This window comes from Gemmiger sp. (assembly GCF_057431175.1).
Window position 1 is genome coordinate 1 of the sequence record NZ_DBMDDV010000019.1, and the last position, 21293, is coordinate 21293.

A 21293-nucleotide genomic window follows, 5' to 3' on the forward strand; every position below is an offset into this window, starting at 1 on the left:
TTTTGCCCTTCCCCAGTGGCTATATAGTAGAGATAATTTTTCAAAAATTTTGAGGACAGTTGCAAAAGTTGCGACTGCCGGTCTGTATGATATGATTTGGTATCTTTCTAAGAATTTGAACTTTTTCTAAACAGTTTAAAAAACCTCGTAATTTTCGCCATTCTCAGCGGCTATATAGTAAAGACCTTTTTATAAATTATTTACATAGGAGGAACCCATGAACACGGAATTTCAAAATTTACCCAATGTTGTCAGCCCCAAGGAAGTGCAAACTTACTTCGGTATCTCACGCTCGACCACCTATCGGATATTTCATGACGCGACTTTTCCTGCGTTCCACATTGGAAACCGACTGCTGGTGCGGCGGGATGAACTGCTGGACTGGCTGGAACGGCAAAAGGTCAATAAAGCCCAAAACGAGAACCCGAAGATTGTCGGGTCTGATGAATAGCTTTGTGGTCGTACCTGTGGTAGTCTTTGTGTCACGAAAGGAGACGATGCATCGTGAAAGACACATCTAAAAAAGCCCTGCGCCGTGGGCATAACGAGGGCAACATCCGTCAGCGTACAGACGGGCGGTGGGAGGTTCGCCTGTCAGCCGGAATCGACTACAAAACCGGCAAGCCCAAGCGTACATCCACCTGCTGCAACACCCGGCAGGAGGCCATTGCCATTTTACAGCAGCAAGCCCACGAAGTCCGCACACAGGGCTGGCGCGATCCTATGTCGGTGACATTGGGCGAATGGTATGAATACTGGCTGGACACTTACATGAAAGATACAGTGAAACAGTCCACCCATGCCAGCTATCGCAGCTATCTCAACAAGCACTTTTGTGTGCTGGGGAAAATCCTGCTTAAAAAGCTGGAGCCGCACACCTTGCAGGAGTTTTACAACTACAAATTCCGCGAGGAAGGCTTATCCCCCAAGACCTTGCGCAACTACCACATGGCATTGCACAAGTGCTTACAGCAAGCCGTGAAAGAGCGCCTGTTCGTGTACAATCCCTGCGATGCCGTGACACTGCCCAGCGGAGAAAAGCCCGAAATCAGCGTATTTACCAACGACCAGCAGCGGGCGCTGGTGCAGGCCAGCTACCGCCACCGCTACGGGGTATTTATCCGGCTGGATTTGTGTACGGGATTACGCATGGGGGAGTTGCTGGCACTGAAGTGGGAAGATATTGATTTCAGTACCGCCCAACTTCATGTTAGGCGCACCATCAACCGCCTTACCAAGTACGAATCCCACGACGGCGAAAACAAAACCGAAATCGTATTCGGCACCCCCAAAACGAAAAACTCTCGCCGCACGGTTCCTCTGACCCGCACAATGGCAGACGAGCTTGCCCGTTGGAAACAGCAGCAGGCGCAGGACAAGATTCGGGCAGGGGATAAGTACACCGACGATGGCTTCATCGTCACCAACGAGTTTGGACACTACTTTGAGCAGAAAACCTTCAAGGATTACTACGACCGCCTGTTGAAAGATGCTGACATCGGGCACTTTACCTTCCACGCCCTGCGGCATACCTTTGCCACCCGTGCGCTGGAGCGCGGCATGGACTACAAGACCCTGTCAGCCATCCTCGGTCATTACTCCGTAGCATTCACAATGGACACCTACGTCCACAGCATGGACGAACACAAGCGCCATGAGATGGACAAGATGGATGATATGTTCGGGATGCAGTATAGTATCTCCGTAGAGAACCAGCCTTATCCTGTGCTTTGTACACTCTCGGCAGACGGCTGCACTGCCCATGTTCCTGACTTTCCAAAAATTGAAGTGCAGACCCCTACATTGGACGCCGCCCTGCTGGAGGCCAAGCAGCAAATCCAAAAAGCCCTGCGCCAATATAAGAACCCACCCATTCCCACCAAACAAGACCAAATCGTAGTGCCAAACAACAGCGTGTTGGTACTCGTCAAGGCAAGCTGACTACGCTGACCGCTCCTATTTTTACCTGCCAACTCCGCAAGATTTATCCACAAAAAGCGCCCGGACGGTTGAAAATCTCAACCGTCCGGGCGCAGTCGTTTTGCCGTTTTGGGGTCATTTTGAGGTCAAAGTTACCAGATTGTTACCACTTTTGCCATAAGGTAGAAAAAAGCTCGTTGAAACTTGTCGTTTCAACGAGCTTTTGTTGGTTGCGGAGACAGGACTTGAACCAGGAATGTGCTGGAACACCGGCTCTAAGGCTTTAAAATTGCACGTATATAGGATGGATTTATAAACTTCTTTCCCCGTCTGCACCGCCCCGAAAAGAAAAAGTGTGTACTTTTAGTGTGTACTTTCCGGCCCCAGAATCTTGCCGAAAACGGTCTCTAAATTCGCGGCAGTCTCGGCGGCGTCAGTGCTCAGCGCGTGGGCGTAGGTGCCGTATGTGTCCATGTTTTCGCTGTGGCCGACGAGTTGTTTGAGCTGGCCGGTGGGCAGCTGCTTGGCGATGCTTACGAACGTGTGGCGCATTTCGTAGAGAGATACCGGGGGCATCTTGTGCAGCTGCTGGTAACGCTCCCAGCGGCGGTAGTAGGCACGCATGGACTCCATCGGGAAGATATATTTCTGCCGGCCGGTGTAGGCCCGCTGCGCGTCCAGTACGGCCAGGGCGTAATCTGACAGCACGATGGAGCGAATGGCGTTATCGTTTTTGCCGCGGGTATGCGCACCATGTGTGTTGATCGCGCCGTCGATCTTGCAGGTATTGCCGGATACGTTGGCCCACTTTAAGCCGCGCAGTTCGCCCGGGCGCACCCCGGTAAGCAGCTGGAAGCGATAGTAATTGATGTACTCATCCCGGCAGACGGCACCGCGATACAAGGTGGTGTCATCCGTGAAGATGGCCTTAAGGTCGTCCACTTCCACGACGCGTTTGCCGACGTACCGTGCAGCCTCCGGGATCTTCAAGTCGTACAGCTCCGGCGCGGGCAGGCGGCTTTTACGGCAGAATTTGACAAACTGCGTAATCGTGGCCTTTAAATTGCGCAGCGTTTTACGAGACAGCGTATCCCGCCCAGGCCTGGCCGGACTGCGGAAGGCGTGATCCAGAATGGCCTGGTAGTCCTGCTCTGTCACGGAGGCCAGTTTTTTATCCCCGATGTACGGCAGGATACGCACACGGCCGAAGCTCTCTGCGCTGCAATACTCATTGTCGGAGATCGCGGCGCGGGATTGCAGAAACAGCGCCCAGGCATCGGCAACCTTGCCGCTGTTTTTTACGCCGTGCTCCAGCCAGTCGTCTGCCTTGCGGTTGGCCTCACGCTGGCCGGTGCGCCCCGGCTTGGCGGACGTGAACGTCTTGCGCACGCCGTCCTTTTGCACGTTGATCTGCCAGCGGTGGGCCGATTCGATCCACTTGGCTGTGTTGGTTCGTTTCATGATAAACCTCCTTATAGGTACACTTTGACAAGCCTACCCAAAAGAGGTATAATCGCATTGGTGAGTGTGCGATGACCCCGTTTGGGTGAGCCGCTTTCTTGAACGCTCTCGGTGTTGGCGCACCGGGGGCGTTTTTTCTTTTTCAATAGAGTCTACGTGATTTTTAGCTGCTTAGCCTGTGCCGCAGCTTCAAATTCGGCAATCTTATTTTTATCCCACAGTAATACGTTGTTTGCAGCTGCGGTTTCTTTTGCGTGTTGGGTAAAGGAGCAGTTTGTCATGACAACAGCGACCATGCAATGATAGAATTGCGCGCCGGAATAGGCTTCCTGCACAGCATGGTTGCCTACCTTATCTGTATAGTATTTGCACTGGATGCCGTAAGTGATGCCGCCCTTTTCTGCTCGGATATCGATACCATAATCTCCGCTTGCCTGTGTGACGTCAGCTTTGGAAAAGCCATTTTGGAGAAGAAGCTCTGCGCAGTAATGCTCAAATTCGATGCCGTTCATATCCGCATCAGCACATTCTGCCGTAGATGATGTCGAGGCTGGTGCGGTCATTTTTTGATTGAGCTTTGCAAGAAACTCGCTCTCATCCAGAGAACTCCAGAATTTTTTGTGATCGGCAGTTTCTGTAATTAAGCCATAGGACTTCAACTGTCCAAGCAGTTTTTCAATTTCGGAAGTGTCAATACCGGCCAGCCAATCGGACAGTGTTTCCACGGATACAAACATATGTGCAGCAGCAAACTTTCCCGCTTCCAACAGCAACGCATTATGGGACAGTGAGGAAAACTGTGCCGCCCGCTTTTGCCGTTCTTGCTCCGCAATATCTTCCGCGGCCTTCTTCTGATTCTGTATAGACTCAACACGTGCAACATAGATATTTCTGCGTCCGCGTTCCGCGGCTTGTTCCAGCTTGATATTGTTCTCTTTTTGCAGGAGCCTTTGCTGGCGTTCTAGTTCTATTTCCTTCTGCCGGCGTTCTTTCCAACTTCGCCGTGCCTCGAGCCACTTGGCCTCTTCGGCCGCTTCTTCCTGACGCTGATGTTCCTCTTCCTTTTGGCGTTCTGCCTCTATCTGAGCCTCGGCCTGTTCCAAATCAGCCTGAGAGGGGGCTTTCTGCAAGTTGGCAGCGGCCTTTATCTTGTTGTCAAGAGCTTTTATCTTTGCAAGGATTTCGGCAGTGTTCTGATCTATGTCGGTTTTCCAACGTTCATAAGCAGGGATTGTTGTTTGTTTCTCATGGGCGGAAACATTATCTGGTACTGTGCTTGCTTTTTCCGAATTGCAGACTTTTTTCTCATTGTGGCTTCTATTCACAGCGTAGGCTTTTTTAAAATGCCACAAGAAAATTACTGCCCATACCGGCGCGGCAAAAAACAGTGCCATTGTTGCCCCGACCCATAGATTCATTGCTAGAGAACTGCCATCTGTTACCTTAGTCGAGTATGCAAGAATCATTACAAGAACCCACATTATAAGGTATGACACGGCGTAAGGCGCAGTCCTTCTAAGCTTTTTGCTTGTACAGGCCTTCACAACAGCACCTCCCCATTACTCACTGATTAAAGTCCACTCCCCTGCACTCCGTCCAGTAGTGCAGGGCTTCTTTTATGTAATCTTCTTCCAGGTTGAAGTAATCGGCCAGCTGCCACGGTTCGGTGAATCCGTTTGCCATGGCGCGGCGCAGCTCCTCCACAGGAACGTATTTTTCCACAGAGGCTGCAAATGCCTTGTTCTCGGCCTGCTCTTTGATTTCGTAGGGGCTGTACGCAAGATAAAACGCGCCGCTCAAATAGTGCCCCGCCTCATGGGCCAGTACGGTGCGCTCCTTGGCGGCAGTTCTGCAGCGCGAACGGTCGATGACGAGAAAGTTGTCCATGAAGGCGATTGCCGTGTTGGCTTTCAGCTTTAAATCGGCAATATCTACGCCAAGCCCATGTAAGTCATTATACATTGCGCTGACAGCAGTGTTCATCGTCTTATACTCCGGTTCCCTTTTTCTTGTTTCGTTCAGCCTTGGCACGCATGGCGACCATGATGTCGTCTTTGTCATCCTCGGTCAGAAGGTCTTTTACCTTGCCGTAGAAGGCCATCAGCTCATCCTGCATGGCGGAATCATCCGGCCGGACTTCTCCAATCAGGTCATCCACGGTCACGCCAAAGTAGGCGGCTACCTTAGATAGTGTATCACCAGACGGCGTTGCGCCAGTCTTTTTCCATTTAGTTACGGTCGAGTTGCTCAGGCCGATTTCATCCGCTGCGCGGCTGGGGCTTATGCCCTTGCCTTTGCAGAGTGCGGCATATACGTCATAAAACACAATTTTCGACGCTCCTTTTTGTGCAGAGCGCTAAAACTAACCAAATTCAGATTTTAGTGTTGACTTTCTAACCAAATTCAGATATTATAGTGATGCAGATTGAATCCGGTAAGGCACAGAAAGCCCCCGCAGTCTGTCGGCTTTGGAGAGATTTTGCGCTGATATTTGTTGGCGCTTTTATCTTACCGCAAAATCTAACCAAAGTCAAGTTTTTAAAGAAAAGGAGGTTAGATTTGTATGCCTGCACAATGGACGGGTGAGCTTGTTGGAAGAATGCACAACGCTGGGGTCACGGCAAAGCAGCTGGCGGCGGCCATGGGCAAAAATCCCAAGTATGTATCCCAGGTCATGAACGGCCACTACTCCCCCAAAAACGCGGAGCAGGAGTTCAACGAGGCGTTCAGCCGCATCGTCTCCGCCAAGCCCTAAGCCCATTATACCAGAGGGGCAGTCCGATAGTCTGGACTGCAAGAAGCTGACACGAAAATTCGGGAGGTGAACCATGACAAACGTCCCCTTTACCGCTCTTATCAAAAGCAAAGGCTACAACAAAGACCGCCTGGCGCGGGCGTGCGGAATCTCACCGTCGATGATCTCGCAGCGCATCTGCGGAGTCAAGGCGTGGGGTTGGGATGAGGTCAGCCTGGTATGCCGCACACTGGACATCAGTTACGACGAGTTTGCGGCCTACTTCCCCGCCGCGGACGTAAAGCCCGCAGCCCCGAAGCGGCCGCCCACCAAGAAAGAGCGGGCCATCGACGCAGTGAAAGCACTGCTGGACTACTTAGAACAGGAGACTTGATATGACCGAAAACAAAGCGGCCGCCCGGGTGCTGGAACACCCGAACGGCCTGGAATGTGAACTTACGAAAACTCACAAGACTATTTTACTGCATTTCGTGCGGTTTGGCAAGCTGTTTGCCAAAACCTGCGCCGTCACGCTGACCCTGCTGGGCCTGGCGGCGTTTGCGGGGGCGGTGCAGGGCGGCGGACTGCCGGCCGTGCTTGCCATGCTGGCGGCCATCGTGGCCGACAACTGGGCGCTGGGCGCATGGTTCAGCCTGGGGGAAACGGAGGCGTACTTATGCGCGGAATCCTGATTGACCCCGGTTGTGAGCCGAAGGTCTGCAAGCTGCCGGACACCGCCCAGGGACTGAACGGTTTCCTCGGCGGGGCGGTACAGATCAGGCGCTTCGGGCAGGTGTTCGCGGCGCTGGTCTACACCCACCAGGCCACACAGGCCATGCCCAACCGGCACTACATTGACCGCTGGTACTATGGGCGGCTGCTCATTGTAGGCTGGCGCAGCAACCGCATGACCGACCTGCCGCACGACCTGGCCGAGGAACTGTGCCGCAAATGGGCGAAAGTGGAGGTGCAGGTATGAGCGAGACTGACATCCGGGAAGCATTTGAGCACAACGAACCCGGCAAGTATCTGTGCTTTTACGCTGCCGTGCGCATGGCAGAACACCAGACCGATGCTGAATTGGGCGTACAGACCCGCCGGTTGCTGAATGCGGCCGCCGACGGTGCGCGGCTCTGCATTGGCCGCATCAAGGGAGGATTTACAGATGAAGTATGACGGAAAAATTATAATCAGCTGGCAGGCCGGCAGTAGCGAGATTCTCACCAGTGCTAAGGGCTGTGACGTCGATATGATTAACGCTCTTTCAGAGTCGACGATCGCCATTCTGAACAATGCGTCCGTGCTCGGTCTGCGCGGCAAGGAGTTGCGGGACGTGTACATTGCACATCTCATCAATCTGAGCAAGAAAAAGCGCCCCATCGAATCGACGTGCATCAAAATCCCGGTGAAGGATTTTCCGGGAGGTGTACAGTGATGCCCCGCAGCTTTAACGCTGCCGAGTTGGACGAAATGCAAGTGGACTGGCAGCGTACCCACAACGTCAAGATCGTGGCCGAGCTGCACGGCTGTACACAGCCGGAGGTCGTGCAGGCACTGGGCCTTGACCCGGCCAAGTACGCAAAGAGCGGCGGGCGCACCTGGGAGAAAAAGCACCCGGACGAAGCCGCTGCGTTCTGTGCGCTGGTGGACGGCGGCATGAGCATTAGGGCCGCCGCCGCTAAATTTCAGCTCAGCCAATCGGCAGGCTGGAATGCTTACAAACGAATGAAAGAGGGACTGACTGCTATGAACAATAAAGAAACCGCACCAGAGCCAATCGCCCCGGCTGATTATACCGTCCCGGCCAAGAGCGGGAATGAGGCCCAGAACGTCTATGCCGCCATTGAGCGTATGAGCTATCTGGCCGACCTGCTGAACCGTGAAAAGCTGCTGAGCGAAAGTGAGCTTAACACCTGCGAACACGTCATGGCTATGGCCGACGCTTTCCGCGAGGGCATCGAATACAGCGAGGCGCACCATGACAAATAAGGAGATTCTTTCATGCAAAAATGTCCCGACTGCGGATGCTGCTGCGACTACGGCCGACCCTGCTGCTGCAATGTCAAGCCTGTCCGATGCGGAAACTGCCTGTTCGGCTCCGGCGTTTGATTATTCCGTGCTGGACGTCGACACGGCGGACAAGCTGCGCGGCATTACAGAGTGTGTGGCCGAGTTGCAGCAGAGTTACGCCTGGGGCATGGCCTACCAGGTTGGCCGGGCGCACGATTTGCTGTGCGGGGGCGGGAGTTGTCTAACGGTTAGACAACTCGACAAAAAAGCAAACGGAAATCGCGGCGACGCTACATTTACGGCTTGGTGTAATTTCATCGGAATCAGCCGCCCTACCGCCTACAACCTGCTGAACGCCTACACCCTGATTTGTGACGCCAGCCCTGAGCAGCAGAAAAACTTACAGCTGGCTCCGGCCAAGCTGCTGTACGCTGCGGGAAAGCCCACCGCCCCCGCTGACCTGGTGCAGGCGGTCAAGGATGGCGACATTACCACCCACAAGCAGTATCAGGAACTTCTGGCGCAGCTGAAAACCGCCGAATCCCAGCGCGATGCCGCCCTGGCCGATGTGAACGGCCTGCATGAGCAGAATCGCCAGCTGACCGCCGCCGTCACTGGTGCCCAGGAAAGTTACCGCACCGCCCACAAAAACGAAGATTCCGCCCTGCGCCGTGCCGCCGAAGCCGAACAGCGGGCAAAAGAAGCCGAAAAGCAGCGGGACGGTGCCCGGCAGGTGGCCGAGGCCGCCCGGCTGCGGGCCGACAAGTGGCAGAAGGAAGTTGAGGCCGCCAAGGCCCAGCCGGTTGCGGCTGTGGTGGATGAGGACGAGATCGACCGCCGCGCCCGCCAGCTGGCCGCCGACATGACCGCCCCGCTGCGGGAGGAACTGGATGCCCTAAAGGCACACCCTGCCGCCGTGCCAGACACCGAGACGGACGCCCGCAACGCCTACGACAGCCTGCTGCTCATTGGGCGCAGTATGAAGAACGCCTGGGCGTCGGTCAAGCCCCAACTGGCCAAGCTGCCCGAGAACACACGCGCCGGGGCCATTGATATGCTGAACAAAACTTTGACGGAAATACAAACGGAGGCCATGAAATGTCTGTGACAATCACTGCGCTGGAGGCGGAAAACGTCAAGCGCATCAAAGCGGTGGAAATCACCCCTGCCCCTACCGGGCTGACGCTGGTGGGCGGCAACAACAACCAGGGCAAGACCAGCGTGCTGGATGCTCTGGCCTGGGCACTGGGCGGCGAAAAGTTCCGCCCGGCGGCTGCGGCCCGTGACGGGGCCATCACGCCGCCGCACCTGAAAGTAACGCTCTCCAACGGCATCGTGGTGGAGCGCCGCGGCAAAAACAGCACCCTGACCGTCACCGACCCCACGGGCCGCCGCGCCGGGCAGCAGCTGCTGAATGAGTTTGTGGAGGTGCTGGCCCTGGACCTGCCCCGCTTTATGGAGGCGGGCGACAAGGAAAAGGCCGACACGCTGCTCAAAATTATCGGCGTGGGCGACGAACTGGCCGCGCTGGACCGCCGCATCAAGGCGCTGTACGACAAGCGCACCGCAGTGGGACAAATCGCCACCCAGAAAAAAGCCTACGCCGACGAGATGCTCAGCTACCCCGATGCCCCCGCCGAGCCGGTGAGCGCCATCGAACTGATCCAACAGCAGCAGGAGATTCTGCTGCGCAACGCCGAGAACCAGCGCCAGCGTGACCGGCTTGTGGAAATTACCCACGCGAAACATCGGTATTTCGATGAAATGCAGCGGCTGGATGAACGCATTGAGGAATTGCAGGCCCAGCGCGGCAAGTTGCAGGCAAGTTACGACGAGGCCGCTGCCGCCGAGACTGCCGCCACCAAGACGGTGGCCGAGCTGCAGGATGAATCCACCGCCGCGCTGGAAGAGAGCATCCGCAACGTGGAGGACACGAACCGCAAGGTGCGGGCCAACCTGGACAAAGCCAGGGCCGAGGATGAAGCCGATGAAATGTCTACCCAGTACAGCAAGCTGACAGAGCAAATCGCCGAGGCCCGCCGCCAGCGCACGGCCCTGTTGGATGGCGCAGACCTGCCGCTGCCCGGCCTGGGCGTCGAGGACGGCTGCCTGACCTACCACGGCAAGCGCTGGCGCGATATGAGCGGCAGTGACCAGCTGCGGGTCGCCACGGCCATTGTGCGGCGGCTGAACCCCAACTGCGGCTTCGTGCTGTTGGACAAGCTGGAACAGATGGACCTTGCCACGCTGGCCGAGTTTGGCCGCTGGCTGGAGGCTGAAGGTTTGCAGGCCATCGCAACGCGGGTATCGACCGGCGGCGAGTGCCAGATCATTATTGAGGACGGCAGGGTCAAGGATGCCGAGGAAGCCCCGGCACCCGCCCCAGCCTGGATGAAGGGAGCGTTTTAAATGAGCAAGTATTCTGTGACCAGCGGCGTGCAGACCGCACCGGTCAAGGTCGTGCTGTATGGGCCGGAGGGCATCGGCAAAAGCAGCTTTGCTGCAAAATTCCCCCAGCCGGTGTTCATTGACACCGAGGGCGGCACCAAGCGGCTGAACGTGGCCCGCCTGCCCGCACCCACCAGCTGGGCCATGCTGCTGGATGAGGTGTCCGAGGTCCGCAAGGGCAATGTCCCCTGCCGCACGCTGGTCATCGACACGGCAGACTGGGCCGAGCGCCTTTGCACCGAGGCCGTCTGCGCCCGGGCCAAGGTACACGGCATCGAGGATTTCGGGTACGGCAAGGGCTACACCTATCTGAAGGAAGAGTTCAGCCGCCTGCTGGACGCCCTGGAAGAAGTGCTGACGACCGGCCGCCATGTGGTGGTGCTGGCCCATGCCGCCATCACGAAATTTGAACAGCCCGACGCCGTGGGCAACTACGACCGCTGGAGCATGAAAACCAGCAAACAGGTCGCCCCGCTGCTGCGGGAATGGTGCGATATGCTGCTGTTCGCCAACTACAAGACCATTGTGGAAAAATCCGGCAGCGGCCAGAACGCCAAAAACAAGGCCAGCGGCGCGCGCCGGGTGCTGTACACCGCCCACCACGCCTGCTGGGACGCGAAAAATCGCTTTGGCCTTCCGGAGGAAATACCCTTCGACTACGCCAGCATCGCCGCCTGCATCGAGGGCAGCGCCCCCGCGCCCGCTGCACCGCCTTCCCCTGCCCCGGCCGCACCTGAACCTGCGCCCGCTGCAACCTGGACGCCGGGCGGCAGCGTGACGGCGGAGGACACCGCACCTGCAGAATCCCCCGCCCAGCAGGCCACCCGGCTGCGCAGCACCGCCCGGGAACAGCTGGAAAAGACGCTGATCGCCGAGCAGGTACCTGACAAGCTGCGTGCCCTGATGCTGCACGACCTGATCGACAGCGCGACCCTGCGCCACGCCGTGCACCAGCGCGGCTGCTACCCCGAGGATACGCCCATTGCCAACTATGACCCGCAGTTCGTGGCGGGCAGCCTGGTGGCGTCCTGGGACAAGTGGCTGCAATTCATCAACGACAATGCCGATGTACCGTTTTAACTGAAAGGAGTTTTCTGTTATGGCTTACGAGGAAATCAACGAACGCGCGTTTGGCTGGGACGACGAGATCAAAAACGACGGCCCCGATTATGTGCTGCTGCCCGAGGGTGACTACCTGTTCACCGTTACAGGGTTTGAGCGTGCCCGCTACGAGGGCGGGGCCAAGCTGCCGCCCTGCTCTATGGCAAAGCTGACCATCCGCATCCACGGCGGCGACAAGGGCGAGACGAGTGTCACCCACCGCCTCTACCTGCATTCCCGCTGCGAGGGGCTGCTCTGCGCCTTCTTTGAGAGCATCGGCCAGCGCAAGCACGGCGAGCCGCTGCGCCCTCGCTGGGATGAACTGGTGGGCGCCCAGGGTCTGGCCCACGTGGGCGTGCGGGAGTTCACCAAAAAGAGCGGCCCCAACGCCGGGGAGACCGGCCAGTCCAACGAGATCACCCGTTTCCTGCCGCCGCCGGAGCCGAAGGCTGCGCCGCAGCAATCCTGGGCACAGGGGGCATTTTAAATGGAACTGCGCCCGTATCAGGAAACGGCGCGGCAGAATATCCACAGGCAATGGGACAGCGGGGTGCAGCGCACCCTGCTTGTTTTGCCTACGGGCACCGGCAAGACCATCGTGTTTGCCGCCGTGACCGAGGATGAAGTCCGCGCCGGGAACCGTGTGCTGATTTTAGCCCACCGCGGCGAGCTGCTGACCCAGGCTGCCGACAAGATACAGCGCTCGACCGGGCTTGCCAGCGCACTGGAAAAAGCCGAGAACAGCTGCCTGGGCAGCTGGTACCGTGTGGCCGTGGGCAGCGTGCAGAGCTTGCAGCGGCCCCAGCGGCTGGAACAATTCCCCCATGACTACTTCGGCACCATCGTCATTGACGAGGCGCACCATGCCGTGACCGACGGCTACCGCCGCATTCTGGACTGGTTCCCTGCCGCCCACGTGCTGGGCGTGACGGCCACGCCGGACCGCGGCGACCTGCGCAACCTGGGCGAGGTATTTGACAGCCTGGCCTACGAGTACAAACTGACCGACGCCATCCGGGAAGGGTTCCTCTGCCGCATCATGGCCCAGACCATCCCGCTGCAGCTGGATATCTCCACCGTGGGCATGAGCGGCGGTGACTACGCCGTGGGCGAGCTGGGCAGTGCGCTGGACCCATACCTTGACCAGATCGCCGCCGAGATGGCCCGCTATTGCAAGGAACGTAAGACCGTTGTGTTTCTGCCGCTTATCAAGACGAGTCAGAAATTCAGGGATATCCTGAACGCCCACGGCTTCTGTGCCGCCGAGGTCAACGGCCAAAGCGACGACCGCGCCGAGGTGCTGGCCGATTTTGACGCCGGGAAGTATAACGTGCTGTGTAACTCGATGCTGCTGACCGAGGGCTGGGACTGCCCCAGCGTGGATTGCGTGGTGGTGCTGCGGCCTACCAAGGTGCGCAGCCTATACAGCCAGATGGTGGGACGCGGCACGCGGCTGTCCCCCGGCAAGAAAGATTTACTGCTGCTCGATTTTTTGTGGCTGACCGACCGCCACGAGCTGTGCCGCCCCGCAGACCTGATCTGTGAGGACCGCGCCGTGGCCCAGCAGATGACGGATAACCTGGCCGCGGCCGCCTGCCCCGAGGATATCGAGGATGCCGCTAAGCAGGCCGGTGAGGACGTTGTGGCCCAGCGGGAGGAAGCCCTTGCCAAGCAGCTGGCCGAACAGCGCCGCAAGCGTGCCCGGCTGGTGGACCCGCTGCAATACGAAATGAGCATCCAGGCCGAGGACCTGACCGGCTATGTGCCCGCCTTCGGGTGGGAATCCCAGCCGCCCAGTGACACCCAGCTGGCAAGCCTGGAAAAGCAGGGCATCCAGCCCGACGGCATCGACAGCGCGGGCAAGGCGGGGCTGCTGCTGGAACGGCTGGAAAATCGCCGCCACGAGGGGCTGACAACACCCAAGCAGATCCGCTGCCTGGAACGGTACGGCTTTACCCATGTGGGCACCTGGAACTTTGACGCCGCCCGCAGCATGATCGACCGCATTGCGGCGGCAGGATGGCGCGGCGTGCCCAAGGGTGTTGACCCGAAAACCTACACCCCATAAGGACTTACGATGGAAAATCAAGACCTTTTAGAAGCATTGGACTTTATCAACCCCGGCAGCCTGACCTATGAGGAATGGACGATGGTGGGCATGGGGCTGAAGCAGGCCGGATTCCCGGTCACAAGTTGGGAGCAGTGGAGCGCCCGCGACGGTGGACGATACCACAGGGGCGAATGTGCCCGCAAGTGGGGCAGCTTCCACGGCAATGCCAACCCTGTGACCGAGAACAGCATCTTCAAGCTGGCCCGCGACCATGGCTGGGCTGGGCCTGCGGGGTACGCCCTGGACTGGAACGATGTCATCGACGCCCCGGCCGGGCGCAGTGACGGCATAGTCGTGGACCCGCACTGGCTGGATGTGCAGGAACTGGCCATCCCCGCCGAGTGGGACCCTGCCGACCAGCTGGTGCGCTACCTGCAAGCCCTGTTTGAGCCGGAGGAACACGTCGCCTATGTGACCGAAAGCTACCTGAGGGACGGCCGCCCTGCCCCCACAAAAGGCTGCTGGGACCGCACGGCAGGGCAGCTCATTGAGGAACTGCGCCACTACGGCGATATCCACAAGGTCGTGGGCGACTGTGACGCCGCAGCGGGGGCGTGGATCTGCTTCAACCCTGTCAACGGCGGCCGCAGCAACGGCAACGTGACCGATTACCGCTATGCGCTGGTAGAGTGTGACAACCTGGAACTGGAAAAGCAGCAGGCCATCATCCGCCAGCTGGAACTGCCCTGCGCGGCGCTGGTGTACAGCGGCGGGAAAAGCCTACACGCCATCGTGCGGGTGAACGCGCCGGACTACGCCGAGTACCGCAAGCGGGTGGACTACCTGTACACCGTCTGCCAGAAAAACGGACTGACGCTGGATCAGGCCAACCGCAATCCCAGCCGCCTTTCCCGAATGCCGGGCATCGTGCGCGGCGGCCAAAAGCAATACCTGCTGGGTACGAACCTGGGCAAGAGCTGCTGGGAAGAGTGGCGCGACTGGGTGGAAGCCAGCACCGACGACCTACCCGACACCGAGAACCTGGCCGACGACTGGGGCGACCTTCCGCCGCTGGCGGATTCCCTCATCGACGGCGTGCTGCGCCAGGGACATAAAATGCTGCTGGCCGGCCCGAGCAAGGCAGGCAAGAGCTTTGCCCTGATCGAGTTGTGCATCTGCATTGCCGAGGGCAAGCCCTGGCTGGGACGGTTCGGCTGCACCCAGGGCAAGGTGCTGTACATCAACCTGGAACTCGACCGCCCCAGCTGCCTGCACCGCTTCAAGGATGTGTACGCGGCACTGGGCTATGCCCCGGACAACGTAGGCCGCATCGATGTGTGGAACCTGCGCGGCGCGTCGGTGCCGATGGACAAGCTGGCCCCGCGGCTCATCCGCCGGGCCGCCAAGAAGGGCTACATTGCGGTGGTGCTGGACCCGATTTATAAAGTCATCACCGGCGACGAGAACAGCGCGGATCAAATGGCGAAATTCTGCAATCAGTTCGATTTGGTCTGCCGTGAGCTGGGCTGCGCTGTCATCTACTGCCACCACCACAGCAAGGGCGCCCAGGGCGGCAAGCGCAGCATGGACCGCGCCAGTGGTTCCGGCGTGTTTGCCCGCGACCCCGACGCTATGCTGGACATGACCGAACTGACCCCGACCGATGCCATCCGCGACCAGCTGAAGAACAAAGCCGCCTGCGCGGCCTGTACGGCCCTGCTGGACGCCCGCGGCCACGCCGACAGTTACAGCCAGGACGACGCTTGCAGCCGTGCCCGGATGCTGGCAATCGCCAAGGAGCAGCTGGGCCTGGCCGACCTGCGTGCGTTGGATGCCGACATTGCCGCCCGCCAGAAGCGTGCCGCCGGGATGACGGCCTGGCGCATTGAGGGCACGCTGCGTGAGTTCGCGCGGTTCGACCCGGTGAATCTGTGGTTCGACTACCCTGTCCACAAGCTGGACAGCGGCCTGCTGGAGGACTTGCAGCCCGAGAGCAGCTACCAGACCCTGGGTGCCCGGGGCGCGGCCAAGCGCTGGGGCAACAAGGAAAAAGTCACCAAGGACAAGAGCGCCGAGCTGCACAACGCCTTTGAAGCCTGCACGATGGACGGCAAGGTCACGATCTACACCATGGCCGAGTACATGAACCTGCGCCCCGCCACCGTGAAGAAGCGGCTGAAAGCGGACGGTGGCTTCTGGCTGGACGATGAGGTCGTCGGCATCAAGGAACCGGGCAGCAGCGGATGATATACAGTTCGTATTTTTGCGTGATACAAGCTGTATAATTTTCGCAAAATAGCCGCTATCATGCAATGCGTGCAAGACGTCGATTTTTGCAAAATAGCCGCTATGCCCGCTATTTTTGGCAAGCAAAATAGCCTTATATATATATAAGCAAAAACAACGCATTGTGTTGGGGTGTCCCAAAGTATGGGGGCCTAAAGCGCCCCATACGTTTGGGCAGCCCTCCCCAACACGTTGGCTGAAACGGAAGGAGAAAAACGATGCAATTTTTTATGCCGATGCGCCCGCCCACGGTCACGCACCACGATAAACAGCTCCATGCCTTCATGCGGGGCGGCAAGCCCTGCGCCGTGCTGCACGACACGCCGGAACTGAAGGACGCCCGCGCCAAGCTGCACGCCGCCCTGGCACCTTTTGCCCCCGCGCAGCCGATGACCGGCGCGGTGCAGCTGGTGGTGAAGTGGCTGTTCCCTGCCGAGGGCCGCCCCAATGGCAGTTGGAAAACCACCAAGCCGGACACCGACAACCTGGAAAAAGCCCTGAAGGACGAGATGACCCGGCTGCACTTCTGGCGTGACGATGCCCAGGTATGCAGCGAGGTGGCCGAAAAGTTCTGGGCGGACACGCCGGGCATCTATGTGGAGGTGCGGGAACTGTGAAATGTATGTACGGCCAGCGCAAGCGGGCCCTGCCCTCGGATGTGCGGGCCGCTGCCATCCAGGTGGCGCATGAGATCATGGCGCAGCAGTGTGAACAGGTCGTGCGCCGCAGCTGGAATGAGATGCTGGTGGCCATGCACCAGGCTGGGCTTTCGCCACGGACCATCCGCCGGGTGACCGAGAAACTGGACAATGTAGTCCTGCCCTATGTGGACGACCTGCGCAACCCGGACGGTGGGCTGAAAAACGCCGGCAACGCCCAGCACGTCCGCGATGGCGACATCTGGGTGCAAGAGTATCTGACGGGGCATGGCATCCCATGTTATGAGATTGGGGAGGTGGGAACGTGAACGTGATTTTAACAATCCTCGGCGATATTGTGCTAGGCTGCATGTTTGCCAGGTTCTACGCGCTGGGTGTCTCCGCCGGGAGGGACGCCACCCGGCAGGAGCCGGAGGACAGCATCGCCATGGAACACAGGCATGGAGGTGAGGACGATTGAGCAGCCCACGATACGACTGGTGGCCCTATGTAAAAGGCATGATCCGCCGCTACCCAGAGCTGTGTGCCCGGCAGGAAGAACTGCGCCGCACAAAGATGTCCCCAAACCTGACCGGGATGCCCGGTGCCCACGGCCAGACCAGTGATCCTGTAGCCGACGCCGCCCTGCGGGAGCTGCCGGAGATCAACCGCCGGGAACTGGAAGCGGTACGGCAGGCCATTGAGGAGACACGCACCCTACCAAACGGTGAGGGACGGCTGGAGATGGTCAGGCTGGTTTTCTGGAAGAAGACGCATACATTGGAAGGGGCAGCGATAAAATGCTATATTAGTTATCCTACCGCCAAAAGATGGCATAAAGAGTTTATTCTCCTTGTCGGGGAAAATTTTGGACTCCTTTAGCTGTGATCCTTTAGAGCCAACGACGTAAGCTATAATTTATCTGTACTCCTTATATTGAAAATTCGTCGTTATATGTTATAATAAGCAAAAAGCGCAATGTAAGGAGCAGTATTTATGCAAAAATCCCTTGCCAGCAGCTATATTATAGAAATTTCTCCCCGTGGAAAGCAGACAGAAAAAATCAATCTGCAAACGTCTTTTTCCCAAGAAAATCCATCGGAAAATAGTTCCCCTCGTGATATTATTGACGTTCTTGAGACCAATCTGCAAATTGCAGACACATTTGATCTTAAAAGAGAGCGCTTTGGTGCAAACACTGCTGCTGATAGTGGCTATGAACAAACATTATCTGAGGAAAGCATCGGATATGTTACTTCAAACACTCATGCCAGCATTCGCTTGGACCACATAGCATCTTCAGGAGATATTTATAGCGACGATAAACAAATTCATCTTGGCAAATATATTCATTTTGTAGTCGAATATGGTGAAACGGGAGACAATTCTATTGTCCATCGGGCTGGAGCCCAGGAGTCGTTTCAAATTTTACCCGATGATCAAGTATGTCGACATTTTAATGTGTTTATTGCATTTTCAGATGACAGTCAATCTAAAAATGGCGTTGTCATTATCGAATCCCGTGGTAGACACAGCATTATATCTCCTATGGTTCGCGTATTAAAACGTGCGACTAAAAAGATTTCTGGTTGCTCTTACACCGCTACTATTACACCCTTTGCTGAGGCTGAAGCGGTCAAAAATCTTATTGACCGTGGTAGAGTAAAGAAAGTTCGCCTTATCAGTAACGCTCGCCCGGATACGCCTCATTCTCCTATGAACTATACTGGAAGAGAACTTGTTTACTATCAGCCTACGGGAACTTCCATAACAAGGTATCTAAAAGAAATCCTTACGGCCGGCTTCAAAAACACCCCCTGTGATATCGAAGATATAACAAATTTTATGCCGGATGAAATTAAATTCGAGGTAGCTGGGGAAGGTGGTCGGTCCAGGACTTATACGGCAGGAGACAACAGAGCTGCCTTAGCTCAGATCGATTTGAGCAATATCGTTGGTCCTGATGGCGTAACCAACGAAGACAAATTTTGCGAGGAAGCAAAGCAGATTTTTGTATCTCAACACATAAACCTTTAATTCATGGAAGGAGGTATCGCACCGATGCCAGATTGCATCAAGAGCTTTATTTTTTCTCCGATGACATGGATATTTCTTCTTGTGTTTGCATTTCTTATCCGGAGATTGATTTTAAAAGCAAACAATTCTGTCAATCAGTTATTACCCAAAAACATCTTCCATAAATATTTGAAGTGTTTTAGCACAAAAGTGGATTTGGTCTTTTTTGTATTTATTTCTGGCACATTGGCAATGCTGACACTTATTGAAAGACCTCTAAACTCTGATATTATAAATCTCTTAGGTGTTATAATTTCAATCTTAATCGGTGCTGTACTCAGCTTTATGGCAATGACTGAGGATAAAAAAGCTGTCGTCTCTTCAAAAGATGTTCGTAATATCAATGAAAACAGAGCAATGTGGCAAAGTGGCGAAGCGTTGTCTTTTGGAATCATCGAAATTATTCTGGCTACTGTTTTGCTTGTGTTGCTATTCTTTGTTCCAGATCCATCTGAGAAAATTTCTTTTTACTCCATTTGTTTTTTAGTATACGCATTATTTTACTTTTTTCTTTTCAACATTTTCTTTATGGTCAAACGGTTATACGAAATATGCGAGGAGTTAAAATAGTACTTTAGAGCCAAAAAATCATGCTATAATACTATCATCAAAAGCCGTAAGGAACGTAAAACTCCTTGCGGCTTTTGTGTTGCGCATAGTATTTCCTTCTCAAAACAGCGGCACGGGTGCTGCACTGCTGCATCAGTGCGGGCCGCGAGAAGCACCCACTGCCCGGTGAGAACCCGGGCTATTTTTATGCCGCCACCCATCTGCATGAGGGTGGGCGCGGCGCAGTACCATCCCGGCAGGCCGGAGAGAATCACACATCCTTTATTCTTGTCTCTGTCTGCGCGTTGCCGGGGTGGGTTTATTTTACCCAAAAGAGAGGTGGTGGTAATGCCGAATGAAGAAAACCTTATCCCAAACTCCGAGCGAACCCCGGAAGAACGCAGAGAAATTGCGCAGAAGGGCGGCGTTGCCAGCGGGGCGGCCCGGCGGCGCAAGCGCAGCCTGCGGGAAGCCGCGGACCTCTATCTTTCGCTGCCTGTTGCAGACAAGCGACAGGTCAATAAACTTTTGCGCCGCTATGTGCCTGCCGAGGATATCGACAACCAGATGGCAATGATCGCGGGGCTGCACGCAGCAGCTACCGACGGTGACGCCCGCGCCGCTGCGGTGCTGGTCAAGCTGCTGGGTGAGGAGACGCCCGCCGAAAAGCTCACGCCCCCGCCTGCCGATGACGGCTTTGTGGAGGCGCTGCAGCAGGCGGCGCAGGTGTGGAAGGAGGGCGGTGATGAACCAGAGTAGACCGGCGGCGTTTCGGTTCCAGCCGTTCAGCCGCCGCCAGAAGCAGGTATTGACCTGGTGGTGTGACGGCTCCCCGGTGCGGGACGCCGAGGGCATTATTGCGGACGGTTCCATCCGCTCCGGCAAGACGGTGTCGCTGTCGCTGGGGTTCTGCCTGTGGAGCATGAGCCGGTTCAGCGGCCAGAATTTTGCCCTGTGCGGCAAGACGATTGCCAGCCTGCGGCGCAATGTACTGGGCGGGCTGAAGCAGATGCTGACCGCCCGGGGGTACACCGCCGCCGAGCGCCGGGGCGACAATCTGCTGATCTTGCGGCGCGGCAGCGTCGAGAACTACTACTATCTTTTCGGCGGCAAGGATGAGGCCAGCCAAGACCTGATCCAGGGCATCACGCTGGCAGGGGCGCTCTTTGATGAGGTCGCCCTGATGCCGGAAAGTTTTGTCAACCAGGCCACGGCCCGCTGCTCGGTAGCGGGGAGCAAGTTCTGGTTCAACTGCAACCCCGAGGGCCCGGAGCACTGGTTCCGCAAAAACTGGATCGGCAGGGCTGCCGACAAGCGGTTGCTCTACCTCCACTTTACGATGGAGGACAACCTCAGCCTGACCCCGCCCATCAAGGCCCGCTACCGCGCCCAATACACCGGCGTGTTCTATGAGCGGTACATCCGTGGGCGGTGGGTGGCGGCGCAGGGGCTTGTTTACCCCTTTGTGGCCGAGCACCCGGACAGCTACATCCTGCGCGGGACGACTGCGGGGATGGACGGTGCGTTTTACATCTCCATCGACTACGGCACCCATAACCCTTGCAGTATGGGGCTGTGGTGCGTGCAGCGCACTGTGGCTGTGCGCCTCAAGGAGAGCTACTACGATTCCCGCGCGATGCAGCACCAGCGCACCGATGAGGAACACTACGCCGCGCTGGAGGAACTGGCGCGGGGGTATTACGTCCGGGAGGTCATCATCGACCCTTCGGCGGCGTCTTTCATCGAGACGATCCGCCGCCATGGCCGGTTTGCGGTGCGGGCGGCGTCCAACAGCGTGTTGGACGGCATCCGGGTGACGGCCAGCCTTTTGCAGGCCGGGCGCGTGAAACTGCACGAGAACTGCACCGACGCGCTGCGGGAGTTTGCGGCCTACTGCTGGGACGATGCCGCCCACGAGGACGCTGTGCTGAAAGAAAACGACCACGCCATGGATGATATCCGCTATTTTTGCTACACAATTTTGGCCCGCGAATACCGTTGGGCAGACTGGAGGCGCTGA

General features: G+C 57.1%; 27 protein-coding genes. 23 read left to right on the top strand and 4 right to left on the bottom strand.

From position 1 onward, the window contains the following. Window positions 1–217: 217 nt before the first annotated feature. Complete coding sequence (locus ACZO0A_RS08000) at window positions 218–451, top strand: helix-turn-helix domain-containing protein (RefSeq protein ID WP_256272375.1); 234 nt, start codon at window positions 218–220, stop codon at window positions 449–451. Window positions 452–504: 53 nt separating this feature from the next. Next, window positions 505–1941: a tyrosine-type recombinase/integrase gene (locus ACZO0A_RS08005; RefSeq protein ID WP_302375894.1), complete on the top strand. Its 1437-nt coding sequence runs from the start codon at window positions 505–507 to the stop codon at window positions 1939–1941. Between the two features lie 342 nt (window positions 1942–2283). Here the strand turns inward: ACZO0A_RS08005 and ACZO0A_RS08010 are convergent, their stop codons facing one another. From ACZO0A_RS08010 to ACZO0A_RS08025, 4 genes are all read right to left on the bottom strand, one after another. Next, on the bottom strand, window positions 2284–3381 hold the full coding sequence (locus ACZO0A_RS08010; RefSeq protein WP_302375148.1) for a site-specific integrase: 1098 nt from the start codon (window positions 3379–3381) through the stop codon (window positions 2284–2286). 152 nt (window positions 3382–3533) lie between these two features. Continuing rightward, complete coding sequence (locus ACZO0A_RS08015; protein WP_302375152.1) at window positions 3534–4847, bottom strand: restriction endonuclease; 1314 nt, start codon at window positions 4845–4847, stop codon at window positions 3534–3536. A 97-nt stretch (window positions 4848–4944) separates the two neighbouring features. Continuing rightward, window positions 4945–5364: an ImmA/IrrE family metallo-endopeptidase gene (locus ACZO0A_RS08020; RefSeq protein WP_302375154.1), complete on the bottom strand. Its 420-nt coding sequence runs from the start codon at window positions 5362–5364 to the stop codon at window positions 4945–4947. 4 nt (window positions 5365–5368) lie between these two features. Further along, entirely contained in the window at window positions 5369–5707 is a 339-nt protein-coding gene (locus tag ACZO0A_RS08025; protein WP_291210596.1) for a helix-turn-helix domain-containing protein, read from the bottom strand. A 237-nt stretch (window positions 5708–5944) separates the two neighbouring features. Between ACZO0A_RS08025 and ACZO0A_RS08030 the strand changes: the two genes are divergently transcribed. The 21 genes from ACZO0A_RS08030 (at window position 5945) to ACZO0A_RS08130 (ending at window position 21293) form a co-directional block, all read left to right on the top strand. After that, window positions 5945–6136, top strand: coding sequence for a helix-turn-helix domain-containing protein (locus ACZO0A_RS08030; protein WP_302375157.1), 192 nt, complete (start codon window positions 5945–5947; stop codon window positions 6134–6136). Window positions 6137–6209: 73 nt separating this feature from the next. Continuing rightward, complete coding sequence (locus ACZO0A_RS08035; RefSeq protein WP_337808387.1) at window positions 6210–6509, top strand: helix-turn-helix domain-containing protein; 300 nt, start codon at window positions 6210–6212, stop codon at window positions 6507–6509. A 1-nt stretch (window position 6510) separates the two neighbouring features. Continuing rightward, window positions 6511–6807 (top strand): hypothetical protein, encoded by a 297-nt coding sequence (locus ACZO0A_RS08040; protein WP_337808386.1) that lies wholly within the window; start codon window positions 6511–6513, stop codon window positions 6805–6807. Beyond that, complete coding sequence (locus ACZO0A_RS08045; protein ID WP_337808385.1) at window positions 6792–7094, top strand: hypothetical protein; 303 nt, start codon at window positions 6792–6794, stop codon at window positions 7092–7094. The genes ACZO0A_RS08040 and ACZO0A_RS08045 overlap by 16 nt, the downstream gene beginning before the upstream one ends. Further along, complete coding sequence (locus tag ACZO0A_RS08050) at window positions 7091–7291, top strand: hypothetical protein (protein WP_337808384.1); 201 nt, start codon at window positions 7091–7093, stop codon at window positions 7289–7291. The genes ACZO0A_RS08045 and ACZO0A_RS08050 overlap by 4 nt, the downstream gene beginning before the upstream one ends. Then, window positions 7281–7550 carry a hypothetical protein gene (locus tag ACZO0A_RS08055; protein WP_291210581.1) on the top strand — a complete coding sequence of 90 codons (270 nt, stop codon included), beginning with the start codon at window positions 7281–7283 and terminating at the stop codon, window positions 7548–7550. Before ACZO0A_RS08050 ends, ACZO0A_RS08055 begins: the two co-directional genes overlap by 11 nt. After that, window positions 7550–8104, top strand: coding sequence for a hypothetical protein (locus tag ACZO0A_RS08060; protein ID WP_486846199.1), 555 nt, complete (start codon window positions 7550–7552; stop codon window positions 8102–8104). The genes ACZO0A_RS08055 and ACZO0A_RS08060 overlap by 1 nt, the downstream gene beginning before the upstream one ends. After that, window positions 8094–9233, top strand: a complete 1140-nt coding sequence (locus tag ACZO0A_RS08065; RefSeq protein WP_486846200.1) for a hypothetical protein — start codon at window positions 8094–8096, stop codon at window positions 9231–9233. The genes ACZO0A_RS08060 and ACZO0A_RS08065 overlap by 11 nt, the downstream gene beginning before the upstream one ends. Continuing rightward, complete coding sequence (locus ACZO0A_RS08070) at window positions 9224–10534, top strand: AAA family ATPase (RefSeq protein WP_337808380.1); 1311 nt, start codon at window positions 9224–9226, stop codon at window positions 10532–10534. Before ACZO0A_RS08065 ends, ACZO0A_RS08070 begins: the two co-directional genes overlap by 10 nt. Continuing rightward, window positions 10535–11653: an ATP-binding protein gene (locus ACZO0A_RS08075; RefSeq protein ID WP_337808379.1), complete on the top strand. Its 1119-nt coding sequence runs from the start codon at window positions 10535–10537 to the stop codon at window positions 11651–11653. Window positions 11654–11672: 19 nt separating this feature from the next. Next, complete coding sequence (locus ACZO0A_RS08080; protein ID WP_337808378.1) at window positions 11673–12161, top strand: DUF669 domain-containing protein; 489 nt, start codon at window positions 11673–11675, stop codon at window positions 12159–12161. Further along, a complete protein-coding gene (locus ACZO0A_RS08085; protein ID WP_486846201.1) occupies window positions 12162–13742 on the top strand; it encodes a DEAD/DEAH box helicase in 1581 nt (526 codons plus the stop codon). It begins immediately after the preceding gene. A gap of 9 nt (window positions 13743–13751) precedes the next feature. Then, the gene (locus tag ACZO0A_RS08090) at window positions 13752–15971 is read left to right on the top strand and encodes an AAA family ATPase (RefSeq protein WP_486846202.1); all 2220 of its coding nucleotides are present in this window, start codon (window positions 13752–13754) and stop codon (window positions 15969–15971) included. A gap of 257 nt (window positions 15972–16228) precedes the next feature. Beyond that, window positions 16229–16627, top strand: coding sequence for a RusA family crossover junction endodeoxyribonuclease (locus tag ACZO0A_RS08095; RefSeq protein ID WP_302377724.1), 399 nt, complete (start codon window positions 16229–16231; stop codon window positions 16625–16627). Beyond that, window positions 16624–16977 (top strand): hypothetical protein, encoded by a 354-nt coding sequence (locus ACZO0A_RS08100; RefSeq protein ID WP_337808375.1) that lies wholly within the window; start codon window positions 16624–16626, stop codon window positions 16975–16977. The genes ACZO0A_RS08095 and ACZO0A_RS08100 overlap by 4 nt, the downstream gene beginning before the upstream one ends. Further along, the gene (locus tag ACZO0A_RS08105; RefSeq protein WP_337808374.1) at window positions 16974–17129 is read left to right on the top strand and encodes a hypothetical protein; all 156 of its coding nucleotides are present in this window, start codon (window positions 16974–16976) and stop codon (window positions 17127–17129) included. The genes ACZO0A_RS08100 and ACZO0A_RS08105 overlap by 4 nt, the downstream gene beginning before the upstream one ends. Continuing rightward, complete coding sequence (locus ACZO0A_RS08110) at window positions 17126–17530, top strand: hypothetical protein (RefSeq protein WP_486846203.1); 405 nt, start codon at window positions 17126–17128, stop codon at window positions 17528–17530. The genes ACZO0A_RS08105 and ACZO0A_RS08110 overlap by 4 nt, the downstream gene beginning before the upstream one ends. 114 nt (window positions 17531–17644) lie before the next feature. After that, window positions 17645–18685 carry a hypothetical protein gene (locus ACZO0A_RS08115; RefSeq protein ID WP_337808372.1) on the top strand — a complete coding sequence of 347 codons (1041 nt, stop codon included), beginning with the start codon at window positions 17645–17647 and terminating at the stop codon, window positions 18683–18685. 24 nt (window positions 18686–18709) lie between these two features. Further along, complete coding sequence (locus ACZO0A_RS08120; RefSeq protein WP_486846204.1) at window positions 18710–19294, top strand: hypothetical protein; 585 nt, start codon at window positions 18710–18712, stop codon at window positions 19292–19294. 327 nt (window positions 19295–19621) lie between these two features. Next, window positions 19622–20032, top strand: coding sequence for a hypothetical protein (locus tag ACZO0A_RS08125; protein ID WP_302377438.1), 411 nt, complete (start codon window positions 19622–19624; stop codon window positions 20030–20032). Beyond that, window positions 20019–21293 carry a PBSX family phage terminase large subunit gene (locus tag ACZO0A_RS08130; RefSeq protein ID WP_302377440.1) on the top strand — a complete coding sequence of 425 codons (1275 nt, stop codon included), beginning with the start codon at window positions 20019–20021 and terminating at the stop codon, window positions 21291–21293. The genes ACZO0A_RS08125 and ACZO0A_RS08130 overlap by 14 nt, the downstream gene beginning before the upstream one ends.

Excerpts from the sequence above, each read along its gene's own strand:
- ACZO0A_RS08125 (WP_302377438.1), top strand. The coding sequence starts at position 19,622 with ATGCCGAATGAAGAAAACCTTATCCCAAACTCCGAGCGAACCCCGGAA.
- ACZO0A_RS08035 (WP_337808387.1), top strand. The coding sequence starts at position 6,210 with ATGACAAACGTCCCCTTTACCGCTCTTATCAAAAGCAAAGGCTACAAC.
- ACZO0A_RS08130 (WP_302377440.1), top strand. The coding sequence starts at position 20,019 with ATGAACCAGAGTAGACCGGCGGCGTTTCGGTTCCAGCCGTTCAGCCGC.
- ACZO0A_RS08080 (WP_337808378.1), top strand. The coding sequence starts at position 11,673 with ATGGCTTACGAGGAAATCAACGAACGCGCGTTTGGCTGGGACGACGAG.
- ACZO0A_RS08095 (WP_302377724.1), top strand. The coding sequence starts at position 16,229 with ATGCAATTTTTTATGCCGATGCGCCCGCCCACGGTCACGCACCACGAT.
- ACZO0A_RS08015 (WP_302375152.1), bottom strand. The coding sequence starts at position 4,847 with ATGATTCTTGCATACTCGACTAAGGTAACAGATGGCAGTTCTCTAGCA.
- ACZO0A_RS08010 (WP_302375148.1), bottom strand. The coding sequence starts at position 3,381 with ATGAAACGAACCAACACAGCCAAGTGGATCGAATCGGCCCACCGCTGG.
- ACZO0A_RS08055 (WP_291210581.1), top strand. The coding sequence starts at position 7,281 with ATGAAGTATGACGGAAAAATTATAATCAGCTGGCAGGCCGGCAGTAGC.
- ACZO0A_RS08040 (WP_337808386.1), top strand. The coding sequence starts at position 6,511 with ATGACCGAAAACAAAGCGGCCGCCCGGGTGCTGGAACACCCGAACGGC.
- ACZO0A_RS08000 (WP_256272375.1), top strand. The coding sequence starts at position 218 with ATGAACACGGAATTTCAAAATTTACCCAATGTTGTCAGCCCCAAGGAA.
- ACZO0A_RS08020 (WP_302375154.1), bottom strand. The coding sequence starts at position 5,364 with ATGAACACTGCTGTCAGCGCAATGTATAATGACTTACATGGGCTTGGC.
- ACZO0A_RS08115 (WP_337808372.1), top strand. The coding sequence starts at position 17,645 with ATGCAAAAATCCCTTGCCAGCAGCTATATTATAGAAATTTCTCCCCGT.
- ACZO0A_RS08030 (WP_302375157.1), top strand. The coding sequence starts at position 5,945 with ATGCCTGCACAATGGACGGGTGAGCTTGTTGGAAGAATGCACAACGCT.
- ACZO0A_RS08045 (WP_337808385.1), top strand. The coding sequence starts at position 6,792 with ATGCGCGGAATCCTGATTGACCCCGGTTGTGAGCCGAAGGTCTGCAAG.
- ACZO0A_RS08120 (WP_486846204.1), top strand. The coding sequence starts at position 18,710 with ATGCCAGATTGCATCAAGAGCTTTATTTTTTCTCCGATGACATGGATA.
- ACZO0A_RS08065 (WP_486846200.1), top strand. The coding sequence starts at position 8,094 with ATGACAAATAAGGAGATTCTTTCATGCAAAAATGTCCCGACTGCGGAT.
- ACZO0A_RS08085 (WP_486846201.1), top strand. The coding sequence starts at position 12,162 with ATGGAACTGCGCCCGTATCAGGAAACGGCGCGGCAGAATATCCACAGG.
- ACZO0A_RS08075 (WP_337808379.1), top strand. The coding sequence starts at position 10,535 with ATGAGCAAGTATTCTGTGACCAGCGGCGTGCAGACCGCACCGGTCAAG.
- ACZO0A_RS08070 (WP_337808380.1), top strand. The coding sequence starts at position 9,224 with ATGTCTGTGACAATCACTGCGCTGGAGGCGGAAAACGTCAAGCGCATC.
- ACZO0A_RS08090 (WP_486846202.1), top strand. The coding sequence starts at position 13,752 with ATGGAAAATCAAGACCTTTTAGAAGCATTGGACTTTATCAACCCCGGC.
- ACZO0A_RS08050 (WP_337808384.1), top strand. The coding sequence starts at position 7,091 with ATGAGCGAGACTGACATCCGGGAAGCATTTGAGCACAACGAACCCGGC.
- ACZO0A_RS08060 (WP_486846199.1), top strand. The coding sequence starts at position 7,550 with ATGCCCCGCAGCTTTAACGCTGCCGAGTTGGACGAAATGCAAGTGGAC.